We start from the raw sequence: 25,474 nt of genomic DNA on the forward strand, positions 1-25,474 counted from the left end.
TTGTATGTTCGCTTCGGAAAAGTCTTACCTACTAGAAGCCAATTAGCTGCTTCATATCCACGCCAAGTGCGTCAGCAAGATGTGTGATATAGATTAGGGACGGACTAATCCTGCCGTTTTCAATACGGCTGATATAGGAGATATCCAAATCGCTGTCAATAGCAAGCTGGGCTTGAGTAAAGCCTTTGTCTTCGCGAATTTTCTTAAGGTTGGCTCCAAAATTTTGTAAATATTCTTTGTCTTTATCCCTCACAGGACAAAATTCAGAGTTCTAATAATAAATACTGTAGGACGTACGTCCAAGTTAGAAATAAAGTGAGAAATAATAATTTTTTAATAATCCGTAAGCTTATAACCTTTAGCGTTGTACTGTTTACTGTATATGTAAATGGTCAAACGATAATGACACCTGGTTTACCAGAAATCAAACCTCCAGTACCATCCCTATATCCTTCGGGTAGTTTTCTTGCACCTTCTGCGACTCAACTACCATCTACTGGTAATAATTATCAGCAACGACAGAACGAGCAGATCATGAATGAGGTAAAACAGCAGGAGAAACTTCGCGAGAATGCCATGAAAGAGGCAAGAGCCGATATCGCAGAAATGCGATCAGTCTTCCTGCGTTTTCTGGAAAGAAAGAAGCAAGCTTTTACAGGGAGGCTTTCGATAAAATTATTACAGATAGTACTTACTCCGTTAAAAACAATAATTTCCTTATCGAAAATGCTTTTTTTGAAAACAAGCTTGACAAAGATGAATTTGACAAGATCATAAGGAACAGTGGGGAGTTCCTGAAGGCGAAAATAAATGAATTAGGATATGACCCTAACAGTAATGCCGCTAAAAATTTTATGCTGTTCCAGTTCTTTTCCGGAACATTGCAACTTAAAAATTCAAAAGACAAGCACCTGCCATTCAAATATGACTTTGAGGATTATATGGGAGTGCAGGATTATTCCAAGATGTTTGTCACGAAATTATTAAGGACGGGTTCAGGGCAATGCCATTCCATGCCATTGTTGTACCTAATACTGGCTGAAGAAATTAGTGCGGAAGCCTATCTTGCGCTTTCTCCGAACCATTCCTATATTCGTTTTCCCGACGATAATGGAAAGTGGTACAATGTTGAGCTGACCAACGGGATGTTTTCGACTGAATCTTATATCTCTCAATCGGGTTATGTAAAATCAGAGGCATTGCAGAATAAAATCTACATGGAAAACCTTTCAAAAAAAGAACTCCTTTCACAACATTTAAGCGATTTGGCAGGAGGCTATATCTACAAGTTTGGGTATGATGAGTTTGCACAGCAGATTATAGATAAAGCCCTTCAATTGTACCCTAAAAGTATAAGTGCTAATTTGATTCAGGCTAATATTAATACTGTCCGCTTTGAAAATGTTATGAGCAGTCTGGGAATTAATCCACGTGACAATAAACAACTGCAAAATATCCGTAATTTCCCAAATGCTGTGGTATTGCTAAATCAAGTGAACACACAGTACGCCTTGATTGACAATTTAGGATATGAGCACATGCCGCCGGAAGCTTACCAACAGTGGCTGCAATTGATGAGAGGCGAAAAGCAAAAGGAAGAAAACAAAGCTATTGAAAAACAATTTAAAGGACTATTAGGCAAGCCGATAAAAACATTAAAAGATTGATGAAAAAATATTTATGCATAATTGCAAGCCTTGCAATGGCAATATCAGCAACGGCACAGGACAAGGCAAAACTTTATGAAGATAGTTTTACTATCCTTACAAGCATGGTTGCTGATGGAACGAAGTATAATTTTAAGGAGGCTGTATTTTCAGTCGAGAATGCCTATTTAGATGGAAAGCTTGACACAGTTTCAGCAAACAGGGAAATCAAGATGCTTAAGAATTTATGCAACTCATTGATTAAAGACAGATTCTTGGCCTATGTTGAAAGTGACAAGAAGGATGTAAACAAGTGGGCTTCTGTGTATCAGGTTATGTGCGATAGCATCCCGATTGTTATAGAAGACAAGCAGTATAAATATGTTCCTTTTGTCTACGACTTCAACGATGTATTTGGAAATCAGGACATCTCCAGTATGTTTGTATCGAAACTGCTTTATACCCGCAAAGGGAACTGCCATTCATTGCCCTATTTATATAAGATTTTATGTGAAGAATTGGGAACAACAGCACATCTGGCATTGGCACCCAACCACATATATATTAAACACCAGAGCAAGGCGAACGGATGGTATAATACTGAACTGACAAGCGGTATATTTCCTAATGATTCATGGCTAATGGCCTCTGGATTTGTTCATTTGGATGCCATAAAAAACGGCGTGTATATGAAAGCCCTGAATAACAATGAGAGTATTGCGCTGGTCATCATTGATTTAGCAAATGCCTATCAAAAATCCTTTCCTGAAAACGACGGAACTTTTCTTCTAAAATGTGCAGATGTTGCAATAAAGACATATCCAAATTTTGCCACAGCCCTAATCCTAAAGGCAGAACTTCACAAGAAGCTAGTTGAAAATGAGGCAGACACTAAAAAAGCAAATGCAGATTTCAAGCTATTGGAAAAAGAATATGCCCATATACACCAAATAGGCTACCGTTTCATGCCAGAAGAAATGTATCTGAACTGGCTCGTTTCATTAAAAACCGAAAGGGATAAGTACGAAAACAAAAAATTGAATACCTTTAACAAGCAATAAACTAACACTATGAGAAAACTCTATTTTTTAATTTTTCTCCTATCAGCAGCCGGAACCATGTCTGCCCAAGAGAAGCTATCCAAAGAAGAACAAGCCCGCAGGGAAAAGAATATTGAGGCTGCTAATCCTTTTAAGCAATTCGGTTATAAAGCAAAAGTGGCTACATTAAGCAAGGGCAAATATCTCGAAGTGCATGATCTTGACAGTATTGTAACAATTGGTTCAATTCGTTTCCATGTAGATAGAAAAGAAATTGTTGGCAATGCTACACCTGATACGATTAATGGAATGTATTCAAGGCCAATTGGCGATATGCCGAGCAGGTGGCTTTCTCCTGACCCACTAAGTGAGGAATTTTCAAGCTGGTCACCATACAATATGTGCTTTGATAATCCTATGAAATATGTTGATCCTGATGGGCGAGGCCCTTTAGATTGGATAAAGAATATCAGTACTGGAGGTTTTGAATGGAGAAACGAAGTGACATCAAGCAGTAATACTCCAAAGGGATATAGTTACGTTGGTAAAGAAGATAGCTCTATTATAAGCAATTTATTTAGTACTTCTAATTCCAGAAGTTCCGACTGGGATATGGGATTAGTTGGTGTAGATGATTTTGACAACGCTTATTCAGCCAAGGGCGCGGCATTTTATAATATGACCGCTAAAACAGAATTAAGTGTTTCTATTGCAGCGGATGTTAAAACTGAATATAATGAATCCGGCGGAATCAAATCAAAGGAATTTCAGGGTGTAACTATGTCAGCGGTAGTTTCTGGAAATGCCAATGCGCCATATCCCGGAGCTGAAATATCTCTAAGCAGTGAATCTATGACGTTACAAGGCAATAAAATGGGTGCCGCCGCAGCTAGTCCAAGTGGGAATATTGTACAGGGAGGTAACGTTCCATCTTTAACTTTTCAAAGCTCTTGGAATGCAAAATCAATACAAAGCAACTATGGTAATTCATTCAATCTTAATTTTAATTTTAAGGGGCAATATTCAAATGGGAATTTCCCAATGTCTGCACCTGGTCCCGCTGGTCTTATCGGAGTACCCAACTCAACAAGTGTAGGTACATCAATTAATTTTAATAATAAAAAACCAAAATAATAAAGCAATAAAAATTATATGAAACAGAGATTATTAATACTTACAATTATAATGATGCTTTTCTCATGTGTAAAAACAAAGGAAAGCATTAATAATGAAGACCTAAATCTTTTTCTATCTCAAAGCATTTCAAAATATTATGCTACGAAAGATCAAAAGCATTTGCTATTAGCCTATAATAAATTGCAGTATAATAAGGATTTTGTAGAAAACGGGTTGGTGGGTAAGAATTCATTGCCCATAATTTCACTATTGCTAAGCTTAAAAAAATACGATGAACTGGAAAAACTATTAGTTAATAATATAACTATTAATAAATACAATCGATTAAACACTTTAAATACTGTAAGGTTTTTAAAATTTAAAAGTAGTGATAGACCCAAAGCTGAGTCTTATATCAAACAAAGTATCGAAATGATAAAAGATACTGTTAATAAAGTTCCAAAGGACTCTTTACTATATGCGGACTATTTTTCAATGAGAATGTTTTTGGTAGGAAAAGAAAATACCTTAAAAGAAATTGATAGTATGAAGGCTGTAAATAAAAACTATTCAGAAATGTTCTATGAAAGTATTTTAAAAGATAATATTGAAAATTATCCAGGGGAGCAATAAGGAATAAGAATAAAAACAAGCTATGAAAAATGTACATCATATCATTATACTTCTGCTTATAACACCGCTTTCAAGTTGTCAAAGTAAGAGTGAACCAAAGAAAAATCTGGAAAAAGAAACAATTGCAGACAAACCCGAGTGCGAAATTATTTATACCAAGTATATTGAAAAAGCATCTAAGATGGAAAATGATAGTGCAATATACTTCCTAAATAAAAGTATAAGCTGCGATCCAGCTAATAATAATTATAAATTTAGCAAAGCACAATTTTTCGTTGATAATCAAAAGTACCAAGAGGCACTTAATCAGCTAAACGAGATTAAAATTGATTCAATTGATCCGTCACTGAAGCTTTTTAGTAGTGTACTAAAATTAAAACTTAATAATGATGATGCAGATAAAGACTTACGTGAGGTCTATACTAAAATAGCAAAAATTAAGAAACCAACTTCCAGCAATATTTTTTATAAGCTAGCATTGGAGAATTATTTTAAAGATAAAAATTATGCGTTGGAACAGCTTAAATTTTACAAAAAACAATATGCATCAGATTATGACAAACAAAATTTAGATGCACTGGAAAATTATATTGTTACAGATGATAAAAGAAATGTTCTTTTTAAAATTTTCAATATTCGATAGCGTAATTAATAAGAATGAAGAAGATAATCGTAATCTGTTTTTTGCTCCTGAGCTCAAAAAATCTTGTAGCACAGGAAATAAAAAATCTAAGCTTTATTTTAGTTGTAGATGATGAAATCATAAGCACAAAATCAAAACTAACTTTTATAATCTCGACAGACACATCAACAGAAAATCTGCCAGCTCAATATTATCCAGGGACTTTGTCTTTGAGTAAACTTGATTACGAAAAATTAATTTCGCCAGCGACGAAGACTATTTATTTAAAGTACCATGACACAGTTTATGTAGATGGTAAGGCCACTTATTATGATTTCGAAATTGAATATCAAAAAGCATGGTTGCAGGATCTTTATAATATCCTTAGGATTTATGACCTGAATAGTAAAAAAAATAAGAAAAAATTCGACCCTTTATCTTCAACTAAAAATTACACTTTTGAACTTACGAGCTCAAATACAACTTTTTTAAGGATTAGAAAAAAATAACGCGAAGGACATTGTGTTTGTTTCTTTCGTCAGTAGATAAATAATTCTACTGCTCACTTATCATTGTTATCCCCATCCATAAGTTTTTGAATATCCTCATAGCGATAGTACATAAGTCCACCAATTTTATTATAAGGAAGGGTGCCATTTATTCGTAGGTTTTGCAAAGTCCCCGCTGAAATATTTAGAAGTTTACGAACTTCATAACTTTTGAGCCATACCCGCGTTTCCTGACCTGGTTTGCGAGGATATTGCTGGTATCTTCGAATTTCTTCTAAAAGTTCTTTTTTAAATTTATCAAGGTCATCCCTGGTAATAAGATCTACATTCATAATTCTTACTTTTACATTGAACAATATCTAACTTAGAGTTTGGTAGTCTTTACAAACCATTACAAAGTAAACTTATCAGGGGGTATAAGATAATAAACTGTCGCTGTTTGGCTGATTGTGGCTCTCTTTTACCAAAAAAATGCGTTGTTATCATATAAACAAAAGGTGGTCTATATAGACCACCTTTTAAATTACTATCTTTTTTTGATTGTCTTATGCGTCAGCAGACATTCGTTGTTTAAGATTATGCATATCTTCACTAAGCTTAGACTCTACAACCTTTGCATATATCTGAGTAGTCCGGATACTGGTATGGCCGAGCATTTTTGAGACGCTTTCTATTGGTACCCCATTGCTTAGTGTAACAGTAGTTGCAAAAGTATGACGTGCTATATGAAATGTCAACGTCTTGGTTATCCCACAGATGTCAGCGATTTCTTTCAGGTAGCCATTCATTCGCTGATTTGAAATTACAGGAAAGACTGTGCCGTTATTCAGCGCCCTTGGATCATCTCTATATTTCTCCATCAATTCTATTGCCTGGGGCAATAACGGTACACGTACACCTGTATCTGTCTTAGCCCTGCTTGTAGATATCCAAAGTCCGTCATCTATACCTGTAATAATCTTATTTGGGCTTAGCTCTGCCAGTTCAATATAGGACAGACCCGTATAGCAGCTGAACATGAACATATCCCGAACATGCCTCAGCCGTTCGATAGTAAACTCTTTGTTTTCTAATGCTGTAAGCTCTTTGCTGTTTAAGGATTCACGTTCCACCTTGTCAAAATGTTTTTTGAAGCTTGCGAAAGGATCTTTAGCCAGCCAATCCAGTTTAACAGCCATATTTATCATTTTGCGCAGCCTTTCAATATGCTTCATGATTCCGTTATTGTTCAGTGGTTTTTGGTGGTCCTTGGGAACATAATTAAAAAGGTAGCGTTCAAAGTCCAGAATAAATTTATACGTAAGCTGTGAAAGGATTAAGTCATTCCTGTAATATTTCTCTCTTAGGAATTTTTCGATATACCGCTGTGTTGTGTAGTAGTTTTTCATGGTTCCGGGAGCCAATTTAATTTCCTGTTGCTCATTATGATATTCAATCAGTGATACCAATGTAGGTAATAAGTGATCAGTGCCCAATACCTTATCGCGAATTGCCGGGCCGTCTATCGCATCATCACTCAGTACCATCTGCTGATACGTATTTATGATTTTTGCCTTGAACTGATTAAGGTACATGTTGAGTTCAACTGTTTCTTTACGGCTTCCCTTTGCCATGCCTTTTCTTTCATCCCATTCATTTGCGTTCACAGAACGCTTTACGGAAATCTCAGTGCGTTTTCCATTTACAGTAACCCTGGCGCATATCGGCGCCTTGCCTTGCATGGAAGTTTTTTGTGCCTTTAAATAAAAGAGCACCCCAAATGTTGTAGTAGCTGTTTTCATATCTCAAAAATTTAATGTTCAGATCATTTGCACATTAAATGGGTCTCAGAAAAGCTGGATTTCTGCTGAAAAACCGGCATACTCAGAGAAGCATCAAATGTTAAAATTTGAGCACAACAGACTGAAAACGATGGTATTAAAATGATTTTTGGGACCTACAAGTTAAAAAAAGAAAAGGGGTAGCCGAATAGGTCCCATTTTCTTTGATATAACGTGAACATTTTGGAGTTGAATAAAATAGAAAAACCCCTTAAATCATACGATTTAAGGGGTTTTGACTGCCTTTGTAAGGCGTTAGTGTCGGGGTGGCAGGATTCGAACCTGCGGCCTCCTGCTCCCAAAGCAGGCGCGATAACCGGGCTACGCTACACCCCGTAAGCGGGTGCAAATATATAACTATTTTTTGCTTATCCAAAACAATTTGAGAAATAAGAACTATTTTAATTTCAAATGCTGAATTTGAAAAATCCTGAAAAGCCTGCCAATACTTTTTTTATTAAAATCAAATTTCACTTATGACACTTTTTAAGGTCAGATTAACTATTATCCGCATGACTTTTTTATAGCTGTATTCTGTGAAAAACCAAAAACACATTCCATCAAACACCCACCAAACAACGGTTAACCTAAGTTTCTTAAATGTTAACAAAATAGATTTTCAAAAACCATAAATAATTGTATTTTTACGGTTCAAAATTCAGAAAATAAATGGGCAAAATCATTGCGATTGCTAATCAAAAAGGAGGCGTTGGAAAGACTACTACATCAGTAAACCTTGCGGCCTCATTAGGTGTTTTAGAGAAAAAAGTATTACTGATAGACGCTGATCCTCAGGCGAATGCTACATCAGGTCTTGGGATTGATGTAGAATCTGTAGAAATTGGTACCTATCAGATACTGGAACACAGCCACACCCCTAAAGAAACAATTATAAAATGTTCAGCTGTAAATGTTGATGTGATACCTGCTCACATTGACCTTGTTGCCATCGAAATCGAATTGGTTGATAAAGAAAACAGAGAATATATGCTTAAAAAAGCATTGGAAAGTGTGAAAGACGAATATGATTATATCATTATAGACTGTGCTCCTTCTTTGGGACTATTAACGCTGAATGCTTTAACAGCGGCTGATTCTGTAGTTATTCCGATTCAGTGTGAGTATTTTGCACTTGAAGGATTAGGAAAACTACTGAATACCATAAAAAGTATCCAGAAAATTCACAACCCGGATCTTGACATCGAAGGATTGTTATTAACCATGTACGATTCGAGATTGCGTTTATCCAATCAGGTTGTGGAAGAGGTTCAAAAACACTTTAACGATATGGTTTTTGATACCGTTATTCAGCGAAATGTAAAATTAAGTGAGGCTCCAAGTTTTGGCGAAAGCATCATTAATTACGACGCAACCAGCAAAGGGGCCGTTAATTACATTAATTTAGCTCAGGAAATTATAAAGAAAAACAGTAAATAGTTTTTATGACAAAAGCAATTAAAAAACAAGCCTTAGGAAGAGGATTATCAGCATTATTAAAAGATCCGGAAAACGACATTACCTCAGTAGAAGACAAAAATGCTGACAAAGTTGTTGGAAATATTATAGAGCTTGAAATAAGTGCTATCGAAATAAATCCGTTTCAGCCCAGAAGCAATTTTAATGAAGAATCGTTACGCGAATTAGCCACGTCTATTAAGGAATTGGGCGTAATTCAACCTATTACTGTTCGAAAATTAGACTTCAATAAATACCAGTTAATTTCGGGAGAGCGTCGTTTACGTGCTTCAACACTGGTAGGTTTAACCACAGTTCCTGCCTATATCCGTATTGCCAATGACAACGAGTCACTGGTTATGGCCCTGGTGGAGAACATCCAGCGTCACGACCTGGATCCAATCGAAATCGCACTTTCGTACCAGCGTCTGATTGATGAAATTCAACTGACCCAGGAACAAATGAGCGAGCGTGTGGGTAAAAAACGTTCTACAATTGCCAATTATCTGCGTCTTTTAAAATTAGATCCGATTATCCAGACGGGTATTCGTGACGGTTTTATCAGCATGGGCCACGGAAGGGCAATCATTAATATTGAAGACTTAGATGTGCAGACAGACATCTACCAGAAAATAGTAAGCCAGAACTTATCGGTTCGTGAGACCGAAGCTTTGGTAAAAAACTATCATGAAGGCGAAAAACCAAAAGCAGAAGGAAAAGCAAAATCAGAATCTTCTTTTGAAATTGAAGAAATCAAAAAAAGCACCTTCAACGAATATTTTGGTGCGAAAGTTGATATAAAAGTCGCCGGCAACGGTAAAGGAAAAATTACAATTCCTTTTAATTCTGAAGCCGACTTTAACAGAATTATAAAATTAATAAACGGATAGTGAATAAAATTGTCCCCATAAGTCTATTGTTCTTTCTCATAGGAACCGTTTCTCTTTTTGCCCAGGCAAAAGAAGAGACGGTTTTAGTCGCTAAAGACACTACTAAGTTAGAGGAAATAGATCCGCTTACACCGGCAAAAGCAGCATTTTACTCTGCCATTTTACCGGGTCTTGGTCAGGCTTACAATAAAAAATACTGGAAAATTCCATTAGTCTACGGAGCAATCGGAACCAGTTTATACTTTTACCTTGACAATAATAAAAAATACAATAATTATCGCGATGCCTACAAAAAAAGACTTGAAGGCCTTCCTGACGATTATCAGTTTTTAGATGACAGCAGGCTTATTGCGGGTCAGAAATTCTACCAGAGAAACAGGGATTTATCAGCTTTATTTGTGGTAGGGTTTTATGTTTTAAACATCATTGATGCCAATGTTGACGCAGCTTTAATTCAATTCAACGTCAACGAAAGACTATCACTTCGTCCGGAAATTTACCCTGATGATATGACATTAAGACCCAATGTCGGGCTAACTTTTAATTACCACTTTTAAATAGAGCTGCTTTCTATTTAAATTCAAAAAATACACAAATGAAAATTGCGCTTTTAGGATACGGAAAAATGGGCAAAGTAATCGAAAGAATTGCTTTAGAAAGAGGCCATGAAATTGTTTTAAAAAAAGACGAATCCAACACATACGACGGACTCTCGACTGCTGATGTTGCTATCGATTTTAGTGTTCCAACCGCTGCCGTAGCTAATATTTCAAATTGCTTTCATGCAAATGTTCCAGTAGTATCAGGTACAACCGGCTGGCTGGAACATTATGAGGAAATGGCAGCCCTTTGCAACGAAAAGCAAGGAGGATTTATTTCCAGTTCTAATTTTAGTTTAGGCGTGAATATTTTCTTTGAACTGAACGAATATTTAGCCAAAATCATGTCTCAGTTCGACTCCTACAAAGTAACGATGGAGGAAATTCATCATACCCAGAAATTAGACGCACCAAGCGGAACTGCCATTTCATTAGCCAAAGGGGTTATTGAAAACAGCAAGTATGCCAACTGGACTTTAGAAGATGCAAAAACGAATGAGATTCATATAGAAGCAAAAAGAATTGGAGATGTTCCCGGAACCCATACGGTGACTTATGATTCGATTGTTGACAGTATCGAATTAAAACATACCGCTCACAACCGTGAAGGTTTTGCTCTTGGAGCCGTTATAGCAGCGGAATGGCTGGCAGGCAAAAAGGGAATATATACGATGAAGGATGTTTTGAATCTGGAATCTAAATAAGACTAATTTAAAGTTTAAGGCATAAATTTAAACAACCTGAAACTTGACACATAAAACTAAAAAACTATGACACTATATCTTTGGTTTGTTTTTTTCCTGGCAGTACAAATTATTCATTTCTTAGGAACATGGAAATTATATCAGGCAGCAGGAAGAAAAAGTTGGGAAGCCGCAGTTCCTGTATACAATTCAATCGTTTTAATGAAAATCATTGGAAGGCCGACGTGGTGGACGTTGTTGCTTTTCATTCCGATTATTAACCTGATTATGTTTCCGGTGGTCTGGGTAGAAACTTTAAGAACCTTCGGAAAGAAATCATCTTTGGATACCTTTTTAGGAATTTTCACTTTCGGATTTTACATTTACTATGTAAACTATACCCAGAAATTAGAATACAATGCGAACCGAAAATTAACGCCTGAAAACAAAACTGCTGATACCGTAAGCTCCTTACTTTTTGCTATCATCGTAGCCACATTAGTGCACACCTATGTCGTACAGCCCTATACAATTCCGACTTCTTCCTTAGAGAAATCATTATTGATTGGTGACTTTTTGTTTGTGAGTAAACTTAATTACGGACCGCGAGTTCCGATGACGACAGTAGCGTTGCCAATGGTTCACGACTCTATCCCGTTTTTAAAACGAAAATCGTACTTAAAATGGCCACAATTACCTTATTTCAGACTACCTGCTTTTGAAAAAATCAAAAGAACCGATATTGTAGTTTTTAACTGGCCTGTGGATACCGTACATTATTTCTACGAACCAAAAGGAAGACCCGGTGTTATAAAACCAATCGATAAAAAATCGAATTACGTAAAAAGATGCGTTGGTATTCCCGGAGACAGCCTGTCTATAAAAGATGGTTTTGTTTTCATTAACGGAAAAAAATTAGTTTTGCCTGAAAGAGCTAAACCGCAGTATTCGTATGCAGTTGCGCTTGATGGAAAAACACCTATTGATTTTGAAACATTATTAAGAGAGCTTGATATTACGGATCGCGCCGGTTTCAAAAGCGAAAAAAGAGATACCATTTATTTTGCAGCTTTAACAGAAGCCAGCGTCGAAAGACTAAAAAACACACCTGGAGTTACCGACGTAAGAAGAGAAATCTCCAAAGGAAATGACGATGCCATTTTCCCTCACATCAACAAATGGAATCAGGATAATTTCGGACCAATATACATTCCGGAAGCTGGGAAAACGGTTGCCTTAAACAATGTATCGTTACCTTTTTACAAAGAAATCATCACGAATTACGAAGGAAATACTTTGCAAATAGACGGTTCCCATTATTTAATCAACGGAAAACCTGCCACAACGTACACCTTTAAGCAAAACTATTACTGGATGATGGGAGACAACCGTCACAACTCTGAAGACAGCCGTTATTGGGGTTACGTTCCTGAAAATCATATTGTAGGAAAGCCTGTTTTCATCTGGCTGAGCTGGGACACTAACGGAAAAGGAATCAATAAAATTCGCTGGAGCAGGGTCTTCACCACTGTTGACGGCGAGGGACAACCTCAGTCTTACTTTAAATACTTCTTAATTTTTCTTGCCCTTTATTTCGTTGGAGAATTCTTCTGGAGAAAAAGAAAAGAAAACAAAGCATAAAATAAAGTTTTTTTAGTTTCAGGTTTCAAGTTTAAAGTTCTGCGCGAACGTGAAACTTGAAACCTGAAACTTTTAACACAAAACCAATCAAACATGAACTCCTTGTTACTTCCTACCTATTTTCCGTCAATCAGTCACTTTGCAGTGATGGCCCAATCTGAAAATATTACTTTTGAAATGGAAGATAATTTTCAGAAACAGACGAACAGAAACCGTACTTATATCTATAGCCCAAACGGAATTCAGTTATTGAATATCCCTGTCAAACATTCGAAAGAACTGCATCAGAAAACAAAAGAGGTACGAATTGAAAATGAATTTGACTGGCGAAAGCAACACTTCAAATCTTTAGAAGCCGCGTATAGAAGCTCTCCATTTTTTGAGTTTTTTGAAGAGGATATTCGCCCTGTTTTCAAAAAAGAACATACCTTTTTAATGGATCTCAACCTGGAAGTTTTAGAAATCCTGACGAAATGTCTTAGAATGAAATTAGAGTTTGGAAAAACTACGGAATACTTTCATGAAGTCGAAAACATTACCGATTACAGGTATTTGGTAAACGGAAAAAAAGACGCTAATTCATTCGAAAAATATACCCAGGTATTTGACGACAAACATGGCTTTATAAACAATCTGAGCGTACTGGATTTACTTTTTAATGAAGGTAAATTTGCCATGGATTATTTAAAAACCCAAAAAATAATCTAATATTCCACGGAGTTTTTTGGAATTTGGAATTTAAAAAATTGGAAATTTATTCCATTGAAAGCCTTGCCATGATCGGATAATGATCGGAGTTCTCGAAATCAGAGAAACTCTGAAATTGTTTTACCTTCATCTTACTGTCCGTAAAAATATAATCGATTCGGGCCGGATAATAGCGAAATTTATACGTGGCGCCGAAACCTTCCCCGGCTTCTTCAAAAGTATCTTTCAGCTTTCCTTTGATATTTCTGTACACATAAGAAAAAGGACTATTATTCATATCGCCGCAAATAATAATAGGCGTTTTACATTGTTTGATATTCTCCTTAAAAATTTCTGCCTGCTCCTGCTGCTGTCTGAAGCCCTTGCTGATCCGGCCGTAAATCAACTGTGATTTCCGTTGGTTTACATTGTCGATATTATCCGAAATATCGTTAACATCCGGAGAAATCTTAATCGACTGCAGATGCATGTTGTATACCCGTATTACATCCTTACCACGTTTTATATCGGCATAGATTACGTTATTGTCTGATTTGGGAAAAATAATACTCCCCTGATACAGGATTGGAAATTTGGAGAAAATAGCCTGCCCTGTTTTGATCTGATTTCCGTCTATGAAAATATAGCGATGCGGATACACTTTCAAGTCAATATGGGCAGAATTGGAATATTCCTGAATACATAAGATATCAGGATCTTTTTCGTCTATAAATGTTTTAATATTCGAGGGGATATCATCGCGGTCCAGCCATTTAAACACATTAAAAAGACGGACATTATAACTCATTACAGAAAAGTCCTTTTCGTCTTCAACATATTCTTTGGCAGAAAATTTATAAAATTTATTAATGAAAGTAATTCCGGTCAGCAGTACCAGACCAGATAAAATAAGACGTTTTTTGAACTGGATTCCCCAATAGAGGAAGAACAAGCCATTCATCACAAAAAAGGCCGGCATAAACAGCGTAAGCACCGACAAAAGCGGAAAGCTCTTGGGTGCGAGAAAAGGCAAAACATAGATACTAAATGTTACTACAGTAAGTACTATATTCAAAAAGAACATCAGTTTATTAAACCACGACAGGTTTTGCATGCTTTCTTTATTACAAGGATTATTTTCCTGCTTTGAATAAAAATTCTTTTTCTTCTTTGGTCAGACAATCATAGCCGGACTGGCTGATTTTATCCAAAATTTCATCAATTTGTTGTTGCGTTTTATCTTTCGTAACAATTCTTGAAATTGGTTTTTCTGTAGGTTTTTTATAATTCTTATGTACAGTCCTGAAGGGGGTTGCAGGTGATTTTCTGAACAAATTGGTAAAAAAGTCCAATGTTCTGGAGATCACTATGCTCAGGTCAGTCCCATTTTGAAGCAATTTAATAAAAATAAATCCAAAAACAGCACCCGCCAGGTGCGAAATGTGTCCGCCCATATTACCCAGGCGCAACTGCATTAAATCTAAAATTAAAATCACGGCGGTAATATGCCATAATTTTACATTTCCAATCAGTAACAAACGAACATTCATCAGCGGCTGATAGGTTGTTGTTGCCACCAAAATAGCCATAATAGCAGCCGAAGCACCAACTATAGAAGCTGAATAATTTAAAAAATAATAGGTCAGCACAAAAACGATTCCGGAAAAAACAGCACTTAGAATGTACAATCCCAAATATTGTTTTTGTGTAAAGAAGGTTAAAAACAGTGAACTTGCAAAATTCAAAACCATCATATTAAACAACAGATGCAAAAATCCATCGTGAAAAAAGGCATAGGTCAGAAATGTCCAGGGTTTAAACAAAAATACTTCAGGATCTGATGATAAAGCCAGCCAGCCCGGAAAAGCAAACTGTCCGACTGAATATTGATAAAAGAACACTAATGAAATCAGAAAACAGGCAATGTTCCAGTAAATAACACGCATGGCAATGCCTCCTAATCTATACTGCAATTTTAAATCATCGAGAATATTCATAAAAGCTTTTTTAAGTTTCTAGTATTGATCTTAAAATTAAAAATTAATTCCAACGATTGCTATTAAACTGATTCTTTTTCCAGTACAGCATCATTAAAAACCCCGTTAATGCTCCGCCTAAGTGGGCAAAATGGGCAACACCTGTACCGCCGCTGCCAAATAAAGAATTACCTCTGAAACCTAAAAACAAATCAATTGCTAAAATTACCGGAACAAAATATTTTGCTTTGATTGGAACCGGAATAAACATTAATGCCAGCTCCGCATTAGGAAACATAAAGGCAAAAGCTGTTAACAAACCATAAATTGCTCCTGAGGCACCTACAACAGTTCCTATGTAAGCTCCGGTAAAACTTTCAAATTGCGAAACCGTTAGCAATTCCTGCCATCTGGTATCGATTTTACCTTCATTGAGAATTTGCAAAATATCTGCTTTATTGAAACCATTAGCTGTCAGCGTATTGATACTGTCCTGAAAAAAATAATAATTTACACCAGTATGCAGTAGTGCAGCTCCCAGTCCGCAAGAGATATAAAAGAAAAGGAATTTTTTACCGCCCCAAAAATGCTCTAATGCAGATCCGAAAGATACCATGGCAAACATATTAAATGCGATGTGCAGGATTCCGCCATGCATAAACATATGTGTGATAGGCTGCCAGGCTTTAAAGCTTGGGTTTTCCGGAAAAAACATCGCGAAATATTCATAAGAAACAGGCACTAATTGCGAACCAATAAAAAAGATAATATTGATTATCAGCAATTGTTTTACTACAGGAGTCATGTTCATCATAAGGCAAACTTTTTATCTATATCTTCCACACGCATCGTGATGAAAGTCGGTTTTTGAAAAGGTGAAATATTGGGATCTTTACAGGCAAATAATCCGTTTACTAAATTATCCTGTTCTTTTTCGGTTAAATAAGATCCGGTTTTAACCGCTAAACTTTTGGCCATCGATTTGGCTATGGTATCGTTTTGGCTGTAACTGCTTGCCGGAATTCCGTCCTGCAGATCACTTAATAATTGTTCGATTACCATTGAAACTTCGCTTTCTGTAATATTGACAGGAATCCCTGAAATCACAATATGATCGGTTTGGGCTTCATCGAAAACAAAACCTGTCGTTTCTAATGAAGGTTTCAATTCTTCAATTAATGTCATTTCATCTGAAGAATAGAACAAATTCAAAGGAAACAGCAATTGCTGACTTGAAGCCTGATTGACAGTCATATTCAACAGAAACTGCTCGTATAAAATACGCTGATGTGCCCGTTGCTGGTCCACAATCACCATTCCGGATTTTATGGGTGAAACAATATATTTTTTATGGATCTGATAGGTTTTCTGAATGGCCTGCTCTACATCCTCATCGTTAAATAAAGACGACGTAACTTCTTCATTTTCGAATGTAAAAGGAGCACTTTCGATACTTTCTGTTTCTGTTTCCAAACCCACATACAGACTTTCCCAACTGGCTGTTGGTTCCACTCTTTTGGAATATCCGGAATACGAACCTGAGCCCGAGCCGGAACTACCTGCATAACCTGATCCTGAACCGGATTTAGAATAATGCTGGTTGGTTTTGTCGTCCGTGAATGGATTAAAGGTTCCATCTACCTGAATCGTTGGCGTTTCGCCTTCTAAATCTTTATAATGATACGGTGTGTCTAAATTGGCATCACGATCAAAATCAAGAACAGGAGCCACATTAAACTGACCCAAACTGTGTTTGATCGAAGCTCTTAAAATAGCGTATAAAGCCTGTTCATCGTCAAACTTGATTTCCGTCTTAGTCGGATGAATATTGATATCAATTGTATTTGGCGGTACTTGCAGGAAAAGGAAATAACTCGGTTGTGAACCATCTTTTAAAAGTCCGTCATAAGCTGCCATTACGGCGTGGTGCAAATAACCGCTTTTAATAAACCGGTCGTTTACAAAAAAAAACTGCTCTCCCCTGTTTTTCTTGGCGAATTCAGGTTTGCAGACAAATCCCTGCACGTTTATGATTTCGGTTTCTTCGTTTACGGGAACTAATTTCTCATTGGTTTTTCCGGACATAATCCCAACAATTCTCTGACGGTACCCCGCAGCAGGCAAATTGTACATTTCACTTCCGTTATGATAAAAAGTAAAATGAATATTGGGATGCGCCAACGCTACACGCTGAAATTCATCCATGACGTGGCGAAATTCCACCGTATCGGATTTTAAGAAGTTACGGCGTGCCGGAATATTAAAAAACAGATTTTTAACCGCAAATGAAGTCCCTTTGGGTAAAACGGCCACTTCCTGAGAGATAAATTTACTGCCTTCAATGACGATATGCGTCCCCAGTTCTTCCTGGTCCTGTTTTGTTTTCATTTCCATGTGGGCAATTGCAGCGATAGAAGCCAGTGCCTCACCACGAAAGCCTTTGGTGTGAAGCGAGAACAAATCTTCTGCCTGACGTATTTTTGAGGTAGCATGACGTGCAAAGCACAAACGCGCATCGGTCACACTCATTCCTGCCCCATTATCAATCACCTGAACCAACGATTTTCCGGCATCTTTGATAATCAATTTAATGTCGGTTGCTTTGGCGTCAACAGCGTTTTCTAACAACTCTTTTACAACCGAAGCAGGTCTTTGAACTACCTCTCCGGCGGCAATCTGATTAGCAACGTGATCAGGAAGTAATTGAATAATACTTGACATTTAAAATTTTAGATTGTGGATTAACGATTTAAGATTTTGATTTAAAATCTAAACCAAGGTGTACAAATTTAATGAATTTCCGTTGGCTTTTTAAATAAGTGGTATCATAAAAAAAACAAAAAACCTATACTATTTTTACACAGTACAGGTTTTAGTATTTTTAAAACGATTGTGTTTTATTCTTTCTCGATTTTTATCGGCGTCTCTTCGATTTGAATCGCTCCTGAAGCCAATAAAGGCTGGTGAAAAGGATGTGACATAGAAGCCTGTTGACGGATATAAGCCATTTTTATAGCTGCAATTGCCGCTTCAGTTCCTTTATTTCCGTGAATTCCACCGCTTCTGTCGATAGACTGCTGCATGTTATTGTCTGTTAAAACACAAAAAATAACCGGAATATCCGTTTGTACATTCAAATCCTTAATTCCCTGCGTAACACCTTCGCATACAAAGTCAAAATGTTTCGTTTGTCCCTGAATGACACATCCAATGACAATAACGGCATCTACATTTTGAGTCTGCAGCATTTTTTTTGCACCATAAATAAGCTCAAAGCTTCCCGGTACATTCCAACGGATAATTTGCTGAGCGGGAACTTCATTATCAATCAATGCCTCAAATGCACCATTGTAAAGTCCTTCAGTTATAGTTTCATTCCACTCAGAAACAACAATCCCAAATCGAAAGTCTTTCGCATTTGGGATCGTGTTTTTATCGTATTCTGATAAATTTTTATTTTCGGTAGCCATCTTTATATTTTAGATTTTAGATTTTAGACTTAAGATTTCAGATTCTGAAATACAAATCTACAATCTTAAATCTAAATTCTGCAATAAATTATTGCGCTAATCCAATCAATACATCAACAGAAGCAGCTTCCGGAGTTGCATCGAAGTTTTCTTTAATATCTGTAAAGTATTTTAAAGCATCCTCTTTCTGACCTAAAGCCAAAGCTGTTTTACCTGCTTTAAGCAGAAAACGAGGTGTTGTAAAATCGTTTTTGTTAGATTCAGCCGCTTTTACATAATAGTCTAAAGCTTCTTTTTGTTGGTTTTTCTGAGAGTAAGCATCTCCGATTGCACCTTTTGCCAAAGCACTTAAGATTAAATCCTCAGATTTGAATTCACCTAAGTATTTAATAGCATCATCGAATTTACCTGTATTCAGATACGCCATACCCGCATAGTAATTTGCCAGGTTTCCGGCATCAGTTCCGGAATATTCGTCAGCAATTTTAAGGAATCCGAATTTACCTTCAGAACCATTCAAAGCCAATTTGTATAAAGAATCGCTTGCTACACCATCAGTCGCCTTTTGGAAATTTTGTTGTGCAACAAACATTTCGTTTGCAGCTTCGTCTTGTTTCGGAGCTTCGATAAATTTTTGGTAAGCCAAGTATCCAATAGTGGCAACTGCAATACCAGCAACTAAACCAATAATGATTTTTTGATTTTTAGCAACCCAATCCTCCGTTTTAGAAGCAGTCTCATCTAATTTTGAAAAAACACCAGCTGTTGTGCTGTCTTTTTCGTCAATGATTACCTGTTGTTCTTCATTTACTTCTTTAACTTCCTTTTCTTTTGGTGCTTTATATCCTCTTTTATTGTAAGTAGCCATTTAAAATTAATTTAGTGAACGGCAAAAATAAAATTTTTATTGAAACTGAGGTAAAAAAAATCAATTTTATCACTATTTTAAAAAAAATAATTTCAACAATCGTAACTGCTTTCCCTTCAATGGCAAAATAATTCATCCTGAAAAGCTTCAAAAGCCTTTTATATCGATAATTTTCGATAATTTGCACCCTCAAATTTTTGTTGTTCAAAACACGACTTTTCCTGAGCTGCGGGTATCATTTTAGCCACAGATTTTACAGATTCTCACAGATTAGAGCACTATTTTTAAAGAAATCCTTTGAAAATCCTTCGATCTGTGTCGTAAAAATTGAATCTCCGGAAGAACTCCTGTTCAAAACAGCAGATTTTATCCTTAAAAATGCATTTAAACAAAATTTCTTTATTCAATTATAAAAATTTCTCCGAAGCCAGTTTTGATTTCGACAACAAGATCAATTGTTTTGTCGGGAAAAACGGAATAGGAAAAACTAACGTGCTGGATGCCATTTATCATTTGGCTTATGGAAAAAGCTATTTCAATCCGCTGGCCGTTCAGAACATCAAACATGGCGAAGAGTTTTTTGTAATTGATGCCGAACTGGAAAAAAATGACAGAACCGAACAAATTGTCTGCAGTTTAAAAAAAGGACAGAAAAAAATCTTAAAAAGAAACGGCAAAGCTTACGATAAATTCTCCGATCATATTGGGTTTATTCCATTAGTGATTATTTCTCCTGCCGACCGCGACCTGATTGTGGAAGGAAGCGAGACAAGACGTAAATTTATGGACAGTGTGATTTCGCAATTAGACCATACGTATTTGCATCAGCTCATTCATTATCAGAAAATCATTGTGCAGCGAAATGCCCTTCTGAAATATTTTGCCCTGAATCATGTTTTTGATAACGATACCTTATCTATATATAATGAGCAACTGGATGCTTTTGGAAAATCTATTTTTGAAAAGCGAAAAGATTTCCTCGAACAGTTTATACCTATATTTAAGAAACACCATCAGGCGATAACCGGCTCTGAAGAATCCGTACAGCTGGTGTATGAAAGTCATTTATTCGAAAAAGACTTACTGACGCTTTTACAGGAAACAATTAATAAGGATCGCGCGCTGCATTATACCAGTTCAGGAATTCACAAGGATGATCTGTCTTTTGAAATTGACGGTTATCCGATAAAGAAATTCGGCTCGCAAGGCCAGCAAAAGTCATTTCTGATTGCCCTGAAACTGGCTCAGTTTGAATTTCTGAAAAAACAAAGCGGCGTAAAACCGCTGCTGCTTTTTGATGATATTTTTGACAAATTAGACGAAAGCCGGGTGGCGAAAATTATCGAAATGGTAAATAGTGATACGTTTGGGCAGCTTTTTATTTCAGACACCCATCCGGATCGTACCGAAGCGATTGTAAAATCGACCCATCAGAGTTATAAAATCTTTAATCTGTAAGAAGCTTTTTGCCACGAATTCCACAAATTTTCACTAATCGTCCTAATCTGCAACAATTATTAGCCACAGGTTTGAAGACTTTGTAAAAGCCGGACGACTAAAAAAACTTTTAAAATTCGTGCTAATCCTTGAAATTCGCGGCGAACTTTACAACCACTATGAGGGAGAAGTATTAAATTAGCCAAAACAAATAACTGTCATAAATATCCAATATGCTAACGAAAGAATCATTGCAATTTTTAGACGACTTAAAAGCCAATAACAACAGAGACTGGTTTCAGGATAATAAAAAACGATACGAGATTTTCAAAAAAGATTACCATCAGTTAGTGGGTGATTTTCTTGATGCGATGAAGCCACTGGATCCTTCACTGGAATTACTGGAAATTAAAAATTGTACCTTCAGAATCAATCGTGACATTCGGTTTTCTAAGGACAAATCTCCTTACAAAGCACATTTAGGCGTCTGGATGTCTTCTGGCGCAAAAGGACAGAATCGTTCGGGATATTATGTACATATTGAAAAAGGCGCCAGTTTTATCGCAGGAGGATTTTATTCGCCGGATCCGGAACAATTAAAAAAGGTCCGAAAAGAAATTGCCTTTTTCCATGAGGATTTAGAAGCTGTTATAGCCGGCAAAAACTTCAAAAAAGAATTTGGAAATCTGGATTTTGACGAAAACAATTCACTTAAAAACCCGCCGCGTGGTTATGAAAAGGATCACCCTGCCATTGAATTTTTAAAATTGAAAAGTTTTACCGCTACCCAGAAATACGACATCAAAGAAGTTACCCAAAAAGATTTTGTGGCAAAGATGAGTCAGAAACTGATCGCCTTAAAACCGTTAAACGAATTCATCACTCGTGCTCTGGAAACAGATGAATTTTAAATTCAGATAAATTTTAGCCACGAATTTCACGAATTAGCACAAATTAATTAGTGGAAATTCGTGAAATTCGTGGCAGGAAAAACCATATAACGGAATGAAAAGAAAAATACTTTTTCTTGGCGAATCCTATCGCGCTGATGCGATCACCTGGATGAAAGGCCTGAAAGAATTCGGCGATTTTGAAATTGTAACATGGGAACTTCAAACACCCAACAATTCAAAATTAAACCGATTCAGACGTATTGCAGAATATTTTTTCTCACCTCTTGCTATTCGAAAAATAGTTCGAAAGGAAAAACCCGATATGGTGATTGCCGAAAGAACAACCAGTTATGGTTTTCTCGCTGCATTATCCGGTGCCAAAACCATTGCCATTGCGCAGCAGGGAAGAACGGATCTATGGCCGGAAGGTTCTGTTCTATTGCCTTTCAAGAAATTTATTCAGAAATACGCTTTCAAAAAAGCACATCTAATTCATGCCTGGGGACCTGTCATGACCATTTCGATGAAGGAAAGAGGCGTTGACATGAGTAAAGTGCTGGTGCTGCCAAAGGGAATTGACTTTTCAATTTTCACCCCATCCCTTTGTAATGCGACCAGAATTGAAGCTATTGTAACACGTTCTTTACAGCCGGAATACCGTCATGATTCGATTTTAAAAGCTTTCTCGATTTTAAATCAAAAAGGAATTGATTTTTCACTGACTATTGTGGGCGACGGAACCCGTTTGTCTTTTTTGAAGGATTTAGCCAAAGATTTACAGATCGAAAACAAAGTCATTTTTACAGGAAGAATTCCAAATACCGAACTTCCAAAATTATTGCAGCAATCGAATATCTACATCAGCATGCCCATAACCGAAGGCGTTTCGGCTTCCTTATTTGAAGCGATGGCGTGCAATTGCTATCCGGTAGTTTCTGATATTCCCGGAAATCAAAGCTGGATCAAACATCGCGAGAACGGACAATTGATTGAAATTGATAATATCGAAATGCTGGCAGAAGAGTTAATCTGGTCTTTTGAAAATATGGAATCCCGGAACAATGCTGTTTTACAAAACAGGAAGTTTGTAGAAGAGAATGCGAATTATGACATCAACATGAAGATTATTGCGGATAAATATAATGAGTTGTTGAATTCTAAATGCGAAGTAAAAAAATGGAAAAAATATTAATTTTCATACCTCTAGCAATCACATTCGGATACATATTTTTTTACATGTTATGGGGAAAAGAACCAAACCCAAAAACCTTCAGATATAACAGGCTTTTCAAAAATGATACGCTAATAAAACATTTAGTTTTTGCAATTTGCTTTTTTATTTTAGGAATGTTTCGATTAAAGTCACATCCTGCTGAAGCATATTATACTGCTCCCCTGGTATTTATTTTATTAATCAAACTTTCAAACCCCCTTTTTCGAAATTTATACAATCGTAACATTATAATAGCAACTCGATGGGATAGACCTCCAAAAGGAAAGAATGGAATAAAAGTTTTAGATCGAATCATTGGCGCATTAATTGTAATATTTTCTCTAATCTCTCCTATAATCTTAAATATTTTACTACAAGACATTTAAATAAAAATACAAAGCTTTGCGAACTTTGCGCAAACTTTGTGTCTTTGCGGTAAAACCAAAAATTATAATTCTTACTTTTGAACTCAGAATCATCCTGAACTTTCGGGACGTCAAAAAGACTTTTTATTTATGGAAATCCAATCCAATTTTTCTTTAAAAAAACACAACACTTTTGGTATCGAAGCCAAAGCGAAACAATTTGTAGCTGTTCATTCAACAGCCGAATTGAAAACCATTTTAGAGGAAAACAAAAACCAGAAAAAATTTATTTTGGGCGGCGGCAGCAACATGCTTTTAACAAAAGACATTGATGCTCTGGTCATTCATATTGATTTAAAAGGCAAAAAAATCATTAAGGAAGATGAAGATTTTGTCTGGGTTGAAAGTCAGGCGGGAGAAACCTGGCATGATTTCGTTCTGTACACCATTGAGAACAATTTTGGCGGTTTAGAAAACATGTCCTTAATTCCCGGAAACGTCGGCACTACTCCGGTTCAGAATATCGGGGCTTACGGAACTGAGATCAAGGATACTTTTGTTTCCTGTGAAGCGATGAATATTGAATCCCAGGAAATGAGAACGTTCACGAATGCTGAATGTAATTTCGGTTACAGAGAGAGCATTTTTAAAAATGAAATTAAAGACCAATATATCATCACGTCGGTGATTTACAAACTGACGAAACGCAATCATAAAATCAACACTTCGTACGGAGATATTCTGGCTGAATTGTCTAAGAACAATATTACGGCGCCTACTTTAAAAGACGTCAGCAATGCCGTAATCACTATCAGACAAAGCAAATTACCGGATCCGAAGGAATTGGGAAACAGCGGAAGCTTCTTTAAAAATCCGATTTTACTGAAATCCGATTTTGAAAAAATCCATCAGAAGTTTCCGGAAATGAAATATTACGAAGTTTCAGAAACCGAGGTAAAAGTCCCTGCGGGCTGGCTGATTGAACAAGCCGGTTTTAAAGGAAAACGATTTGGAGATGCCGGAGTTCATAAAAACCAGGCCCTGGTTTTGGTGAATTACGGAAATGCCACAGGACAGGAAATTTTAGCAGTTTCAAAAGAAGTTCAGGATACCGTTTTTAAAACGTTTGGCATTCATATCGAAGCTGAAGTAAATGTGATTTAGATATCCTGCCATGAATTACACAAATAATTAGTAAAAATTCGTGTAATTCGTGGCAAAAAAACAAGACCCAAAAATGTACACACCTGAGATATACAAAAACGAAGATCCGGAATCGATCAGAACTTTTTTAAAAGAGAACAGTTTTGGCATTCTGATCAATCAGACCCACGGGAAATTATGCGCTACCCATATTCCGATAGAACTCGAAACGAATGCTGACGGCAAAGAAGTGTTGCAGGGACATATTTCAAAATTAAATCCGCAGGCGGAAGGATTTGCAGAAAACGATCAGGTTCTTGCTGTATTTTCGGGTCCTCACAGTTACATTTCTTCTTCGTGGTACGATCATGAAAATGTGCCGACATGGAATTATATAGCCGTACATGTTTACGGCCGTATCAAAATAACGGATGAAACCGCAACCATCGAATCCCTTAGAAAATTGGTTAACAAATACGAAACTGGCTCAGAGAACCCGGTTCGTGTGGAGGATCTCTCAGCAAAAACCATGCGTGAGGCCCGGGGAGTTTTTGGTTTTGAGATTGAAATCGATGAAATTCAGGCCACAAAAAAACTATCGCAAAACAGGGACGATCACAATTATAAAAATATAATTTCGGAGTTGGAAAAGACTGAAAACCCTCAGGCTATTGCTGTTGCGAAAGAAATGTCAAAATGCCGAAAGTAAATCGGTATTAATCATTGAAAATTAGGAATTCATAAGTACATTTGCACGCGCAAGATTCA

General features: G+C 36.6%; 28 protein-coding genes and 1 tRNA gene. 19 read left to right on the top strand and 10 right to left on the bottom strand.

The window, feature by feature from the left end; all coding sequences use genetic code 11:
* Positions 1–31 precede the first annotated feature (31 nt).
* The gene (locus tag D0817_RS10525) at positions 32–253 is read right to left on the bottom strand and encodes a helix-turn-helix domain-containing protein (RefSeq protein ID WP_035620677.1); all 222 of its coding nucleotides are present in this window, start codon (positions 251–253) and stop codon (positions 32–34) included.
* Between the two features lie 62 nt (positions 254–315).
* On the opposite strand from D0817_RS10525, the gene D0817_RS10530 reads away from it, so the two are divergent.
* The 7 genes from D0817_RS10530 to D0817_RS10560 all read left to right on the top strand — a co-directional run bounded on the left by D0817_RS10530 (position 316) and on the right by D0817_RS10560 (position 5,566).
* Positions 316–777 (top strand): hypothetical protein, encoded by a 462-nt coding sequence (locus D0817_RS10530; protein WP_127338362.1) that lies wholly within the window; start codon positions 316–318, stop codon positions 775–777.
* 77 nt (positions 778–854) lie between these two features.
* Entirely contained in the window at positions 855–1,667 is an 813-nt protein-coding gene (locus tag D0817_RS10535; protein ID WP_127338363.1) for a hypothetical protein, read from the top strand.
* Positions 1,667–2,707, top strand: a complete 1,041-nt coding sequence (locus D0817_RS10540; RefSeq protein ID WP_127338364.1) for a hypothetical protein — start codon at positions 1,667–1,669, stop codon at positions 2,705–2,707. The genes D0817_RS10535 and D0817_RS10540 overlap by 1 nt, the downstream gene beginning before the upstream one ends.
* A 9-nt stretch (positions 2,708–2,716) precedes the next feature.
* A complete protein-coding gene (locus D0817_RS10545) occupies positions 2,717–3,820 on the top strand; it encodes a hypothetical protein (protein WP_127338365.1) in 1,104 nt (367 codons plus the stop codon).
* An 18-nt stretch (positions 3,821–3,838) separates the two neighbouring features.
* Entirely contained in the window at positions 3,839–4,435 is a 597-nt protein-coding gene (locus tag D0817_RS10550; RefSeq protein WP_127338366.1) for a hypothetical protein, read from the top strand.
* A gap of 22 nt (positions 4,436–4,457) precedes the next feature.
* Positions 4,458–5,078: a tetratricopeptide repeat protein gene (locus D0817_RS10555; RefSeq protein ID WP_127338367.1), complete on the top strand. Its 621-nt coding sequence runs from the start codon at positions 4,458–4,460 to the stop codon at positions 5,076–5,078.
* 14 nt (positions 5,079–5,092) lie between these two features.
* A complete protein-coding gene (locus tag D0817_RS10560) occupies positions 5,093–5,566 on the top strand; it encodes a hypothetical protein (RefSeq protein ID WP_127338368.1) in 474 nt (157 codons plus the stop codon).
* A gap of 53 nt (positions 5,567–5,619) precedes the next feature.
* Here D0817_RS10560 and D0817_RS10565 read toward each other — a convergent pair whose 3' ends face one another.
* From D0817_RS10565 to D0817_RS10575, 3 genes are all read right to left on the bottom strand, one after another.
* Positions 5,620–5,898, bottom strand: coding sequence for a helix-turn-helix domain-containing protein (locus D0817_RS10565; RefSeq protein ID WP_127338369.1), 279 nt, complete (start codon positions 5,896–5,898; stop codon positions 5,620–5,622).
* Positions 5,899–6,111: 213 nt separating this feature from the next.
* Entirely contained in the window at positions 6,112–7,347 is a 1,236-nt protein-coding gene (locus D0817_RS10570; RefSeq protein WP_127338370.1) for a site-specific integrase, read from the bottom strand.
* Between the two features lie 300 nt (positions 7,348–7,647).
* Positions 7,648–7,722: transfer RNA gene (locus tag D0817_RS10575), tRNA-Pro, on the bottom strand.
* A gap of 333 nt (positions 7,723–8,055) precedes the next feature.
* On the opposite strand from D0817_RS10575, the gene D0817_RS10580 reads away from it, so the two are divergent.
* The 6 genes from D0817_RS10580 (at position 8,056) to D0817_RS10605 (ending at position 13,362) form a co-directional block, all read left to right on the top strand.
* Positions 8,056–8,823, top strand: coding sequence for a ParA family protein (locus tag D0817_RS10580; RefSeq protein ID WP_089353624.1), 768 nt, complete (start codon positions 8,056–8,058; stop codon positions 8,821–8,823).
* A 5-nt stretch (positions 8,824–8,828) separates the two neighbouring features.
* Complete coding sequence (locus D0817_RS10585; RefSeq protein ID WP_127338371.1) at positions 8,829–9,731, top strand: ParB/RepB/Spo0J family partition protein; 903 nt, start codon at positions 8,829–8,831, stop codon at positions 9,729–9,731.
* Positions 9,731–10,288 (top strand): DUF5683 domain-containing protein, encoded by a 558-nt coding sequence (locus tag D0817_RS10590; RefSeq protein WP_127338372.1) that lies wholly within the window; start codon positions 9,731–9,733, stop codon positions 10,286–10,288. Before D0817_RS10585 ends, D0817_RS10590 begins: the two co-directional genes overlap by 1 nt.
* Before the next feature lie 38 nt (positions 10,289–10,326).
* Positions 10,327–11,034, top strand: coding sequence for a 4-hydroxy-tetrahydrodipicolinate reductase (gene dapB / locus D0817_RS10595; protein WP_127338373.1), 708 nt, complete (start codon positions 10,327–10,329; stop codon positions 11,032–11,034).
* Positions 11,035–11,100: 66 nt separating this feature from the next.
* A complete protein-coding gene (gene lepB / locus D0817_RS10600; protein WP_127338374.1) occupies positions 11,101–12,654 on the top strand; it encodes a signal peptidase I in 1,554 nt (517 codons plus the stop codon).
* A 93-nt stretch (positions 12,655–12,747) separates the two neighbouring features.
* Entirely contained in the window at positions 12,748–13,362 is a 615-nt protein-coding gene (locus tag D0817_RS10605; RefSeq protein ID WP_127338375.1) for a WbqC family protein, read from the top strand.
* 46 nt (positions 13,363–13,408) lie between these two features.
* Here D0817_RS10605 and D0817_RS10610 read toward each other — a convergent pair whose 3' ends face one another.
* From D0817_RS10610 to D0817_RS10635, 6 genes are all read right to left on the bottom strand, one after another.
* Positions 13,409–14,455 (bottom strand): endonuclease/exonuclease/phosphatase family protein, encoded by a 1,047-nt coding sequence (locus tag D0817_RS10610; protein WP_167470938.1) that lies wholly within the window; start codon positions 14,453–14,455, stop codon positions 13,409–13,411.
* A gap of 19 nt (positions 14,456–14,474) precedes the next feature.
* Entirely contained in the window at positions 14,475–15,338 is an 864-nt protein-coding gene (locus D0817_RS10615; protein ID WP_127338376.1) for a rhomboid family protein, read from the bottom strand.
* 43 nt (positions 15,339–15,381) lie between these two features.
* Complete coding sequence (locus D0817_RS10620) at positions 15,382–16,131, bottom strand: rhomboid family intramembrane serine protease (RefSeq protein WP_127338377.1); 750 nt, start codon at positions 16,129–16,131, stop codon at positions 15,382–15,384.
* Positions 16,128–18,038 carry a DNA mismatch repair endonuclease MutL gene (gene mutL / locus D0817_RS10625; protein WP_127338378.1) on the bottom strand — a complete coding sequence of 637 codons (1,911 nt, stop codon included), beginning with the start codon at positions 18,036–18,038 and terminating at the stop codon, positions 16,128–16,130. The genes D0817_RS10620 and mutL overlap by 4 nt, the downstream gene beginning before the upstream one ends.
* Before the next feature lie 176 nt (positions 18,039–18,214).
* A complete protein-coding gene (gene ribH / locus D0817_RS10630) occupies positions 18,215–18,787 on the bottom strand; it encodes a 6,7-dimethyl-8-ribityllumazine synthase (protein ID WP_065450990.1) in 573 nt (190 codons plus the stop codon).
* A gap of 88 nt (positions 18,788–18,875) precedes the next feature.
* Positions 18,876–19,655, bottom strand: coding sequence for a tetratricopeptide repeat protein (locus D0817_RS10635; protein ID WP_127338379.1), 780 nt, complete (start codon positions 19,653–19,655; stop codon positions 18,876–18,878).
* Between the two features lie 378 nt (positions 19,656–20,033).
* Here D0817_RS10635 and recF point away from each other — a divergent pair, with 378 nt between their 5' ends.
* The 6 genes from recF (at position 20,034) to D0817_RS10665 (ending at position 25,415) form a co-directional block, all read left to right on the top strand.
* Entirely contained in the window at positions 20,034–21,113 is a 1,080-nt protein-coding gene (recF, locus tag D0817_RS10640) for a DNA replication/repair protein RecF (RefSeq protein ID WP_127338380.1), read from the top strand.
* Positions 21,114–21,325: 212 nt separating this feature from the next.
* Positions 21,326–22,003 carry a DUF2461 domain-containing protein gene (locus tag D0817_RS10645; protein WP_127338381.1) on the top strand — a complete coding sequence of 226 codons (678 nt, stop codon included), beginning with the start codon at positions 21,326–21,328 and terminating at the stop codon, positions 22,001–22,003.
* A 94-nt stretch (positions 22,004–22,097) separates the two neighbouring features.
* Complete coding sequence (locus tag D0817_RS10650; RefSeq protein WP_127338382.1) at positions 22,098–23,177, top strand: glycosyltransferase; 1,080 nt, start codon at positions 22,098–22,100, stop codon at positions 23,175–23,177.
* Positions 23,162–23,584 carry a hypothetical protein gene (locus D0817_RS10655; protein ID WP_127338383.1) on the top strand — a complete coding sequence of 141 codons (423 nt, stop codon included), beginning with the start codon at positions 23,162–23,164 and terminating at the stop codon, positions 23,582–23,584. The genes D0817_RS10650 and D0817_RS10655 overlap by 16 nt, the downstream gene beginning before the upstream one ends.
* A 129-nt stretch (positions 23,585–23,713) precedes the next feature.
* Entirely contained in the window at positions 23,714–24,727 is a 1,014-nt protein-coding gene (murB, locus tag D0817_RS10660) for a UDP-N-acetylmuramate dehydrogenase (protein WP_127338384.1), read from the top strand.
* 73 nt (positions 24,728–24,800) lie between these two features.
* On the top strand, positions 24,801–25,415 hold the full coding sequence (locus D0817_RS10665; RefSeq protein WP_127338385.1) for an FMN-binding negative transcriptional regulator: 615 nt from the start codon (positions 24,801–24,803) through the stop codon (positions 25,413–25,415).
* The last annotated feature ends 59 nt before the right edge of the window (positions 25,416–25,474 follow it).

Origin of the sequence: Flavobacterium cupreum (assembly GCF_003996965.1) — a bacterium.
Taxonomy (GTDB): domain Bacteria; phylum Bacteroidota; class Bacteroidia; order Flavobacteriales; family Flavobacteriaceae; genus Flavobacterium; species Flavobacterium cupreum.

Excerpts from the sequence above, each read along its gene's own strand:
- D0817_RS10610 (WP_167470938.1), bottom strand. The coding sequence starts at position 14,455 with ATGCAAAACCTGTCGTGGTTTAATAAACTGATGTTCTTTTTGAATATA.
- D0817_RS10655 (WP_127338383.1), top strand. The coding sequence starts at position 23,162 with ATGGAAAAAATATTAATTTTCATACCTCTAGCAATCACATTCGGATAC.
- lepB (WP_127338374.1), top strand. The coding sequence starts at position 11,101 with ATGACACTATATCTTTGGTTTGTTTTTTTCCTGGCAGTACAAATTATT.
- D0817_RS10555 (WP_127338367.1), top strand. The coding sequence starts at position 4,458 with ATGAAAAATGTACATCATATCATTATACTTCTGCTTATAACACCGCTT.
- D0817_RS10545 (WP_127338365.1), top strand. The coding sequence starts at position 2,717 with ATGAGAAAACTCTATTTTTTAATTTTTCTCCTATCAGCAGCCGGAACC.
- D0817_RS10570 (WP_127338370.1), bottom strand. The coding sequence starts at position 7,347 with ATGAAAACAGCTACTACAACATTTGGGGTGCTCTTTTATTTAAAGGCA.
- D0817_RS10605 (WP_127338375.1), top strand. The coding sequence starts at position 12,748 with ATGAACTCCTTGTTACTTCCTACCTATTTTCCGTCAATCAGTCACTTT.
- D0817_RS10635 (WP_127338379.1), bottom strand. The coding sequence starts at position 19,655 with ATGGCTACTTACAATAAAAGAGGATATAAAGCACCAAAAGAAAAGGAA.
- mutL (WP_127338378.1), bottom strand. The coding sequence starts at position 18,038 with ATGTCAAGTATTATTCAATTACTTCCTGATCACGTTGCTAATCAGATT.
- D0817_RS10550 (WP_127338366.1), top strand. The coding sequence starts at position 3,839 with ATGAAACAGAGATTATTAATACTTACAATTATAATGATGCTTTTCTCA.
- D0817_RS10645 (WP_127338381.1), top strand. The coding sequence starts at position 21,326 with ATGCTAACGAAAGAATCATTGCAATTTTTAGACGACTTAAAAGCCAAT.
- D0817_RS10585 (WP_127338371.1), top strand. The coding sequence starts at position 8,829 with ATGACAAAAGCAATTAAAAAACAAGCCTTAGGAAGAGGATTATCAGCA.
- D0817_RS10580 (WP_089353624.1), top strand. The coding sequence starts at position 8,056 with ATGGGCAAAATCATTGCGATTGCTAATCAAAAAGGAGGCGTTGGAAAG.
- dapB (WP_127338373.1), top strand. The coding sequence starts at position 10,327 with ATGAAAATTGCGCTTTTAGGATACGGAAAAATGGGCAAAGTAATCGAA.
- D0817_RS10650 (WP_127338382.1), top strand. The coding sequence starts at position 22,098 with ATGAAAAGAAAAATACTTTTTCTTGGCGAATCCTATCGCGCTGATGCG.
- D0817_RS10665 (WP_127338385.1), top strand. The coding sequence starts at position 24,801 with ATGTACACACCTGAGATATACAAAAACGAAGATCCGGAATCGATCAGA.
- D0817_RS10565 (WP_127338369.1), bottom strand. The coding sequence starts at position 5,898 with ATGAATGTAGATCTTATTACCAGGGATGACCTTGATAAATTTAAAAAA.
- D0817_RS10535 (WP_127338363.1), top strand. The coding sequence starts at position 855 with ATGCTGTTCCAGTTCTTTTCCGGAACATTGCAACTTAAAAATTCAAAA.
- D0817_RS10560 (WP_127338368.1), top strand. The coding sequence starts at position 5,093 with ATGAAGAAGATAATCGTAATCTGTTTTTTGCTCCTGAGCTCAAAAAAT.
- D0817_RS10540 (WP_127338364.1), top strand. The coding sequence starts at position 1,667 with ATGAAAAAATATTTATGCATAATTGCAAGCCTTGCAATGGCAATATCA.
- D0817_RS10620 (WP_127338377.1), bottom strand. The coding sequence starts at position 16,131 with ATGATGAACATGACTCCTGTAGTAAAACAATTGCTGATAATCAATATT.
- ribH (WP_065450990.1), bottom strand. The coding sequence starts at position 18,787 with ATGGCTACCGAAAATAAAAATTTATCAGAATACGATAAAAACACGATC.
- recF (WP_127338380.1), top strand. The coding sequence starts at position 20,034 with ATGCATTTAAACAAAATTTCTTTATTCAATTATAAAAATTTCTCCGAA.
- murB (WP_127338384.1), top strand. The coding sequence starts at position 23,714 with ATGGAAATCCAATCCAATTTTTCTTTAAAAAAACACAACACTTTTGGT.
- D0817_RS10615 (WP_127338376.1), bottom strand. The coding sequence starts at position 15,338 with ATGAATATTCTCGATGATTTAAAATTGCAGTATAGATTAGGAGGCATT.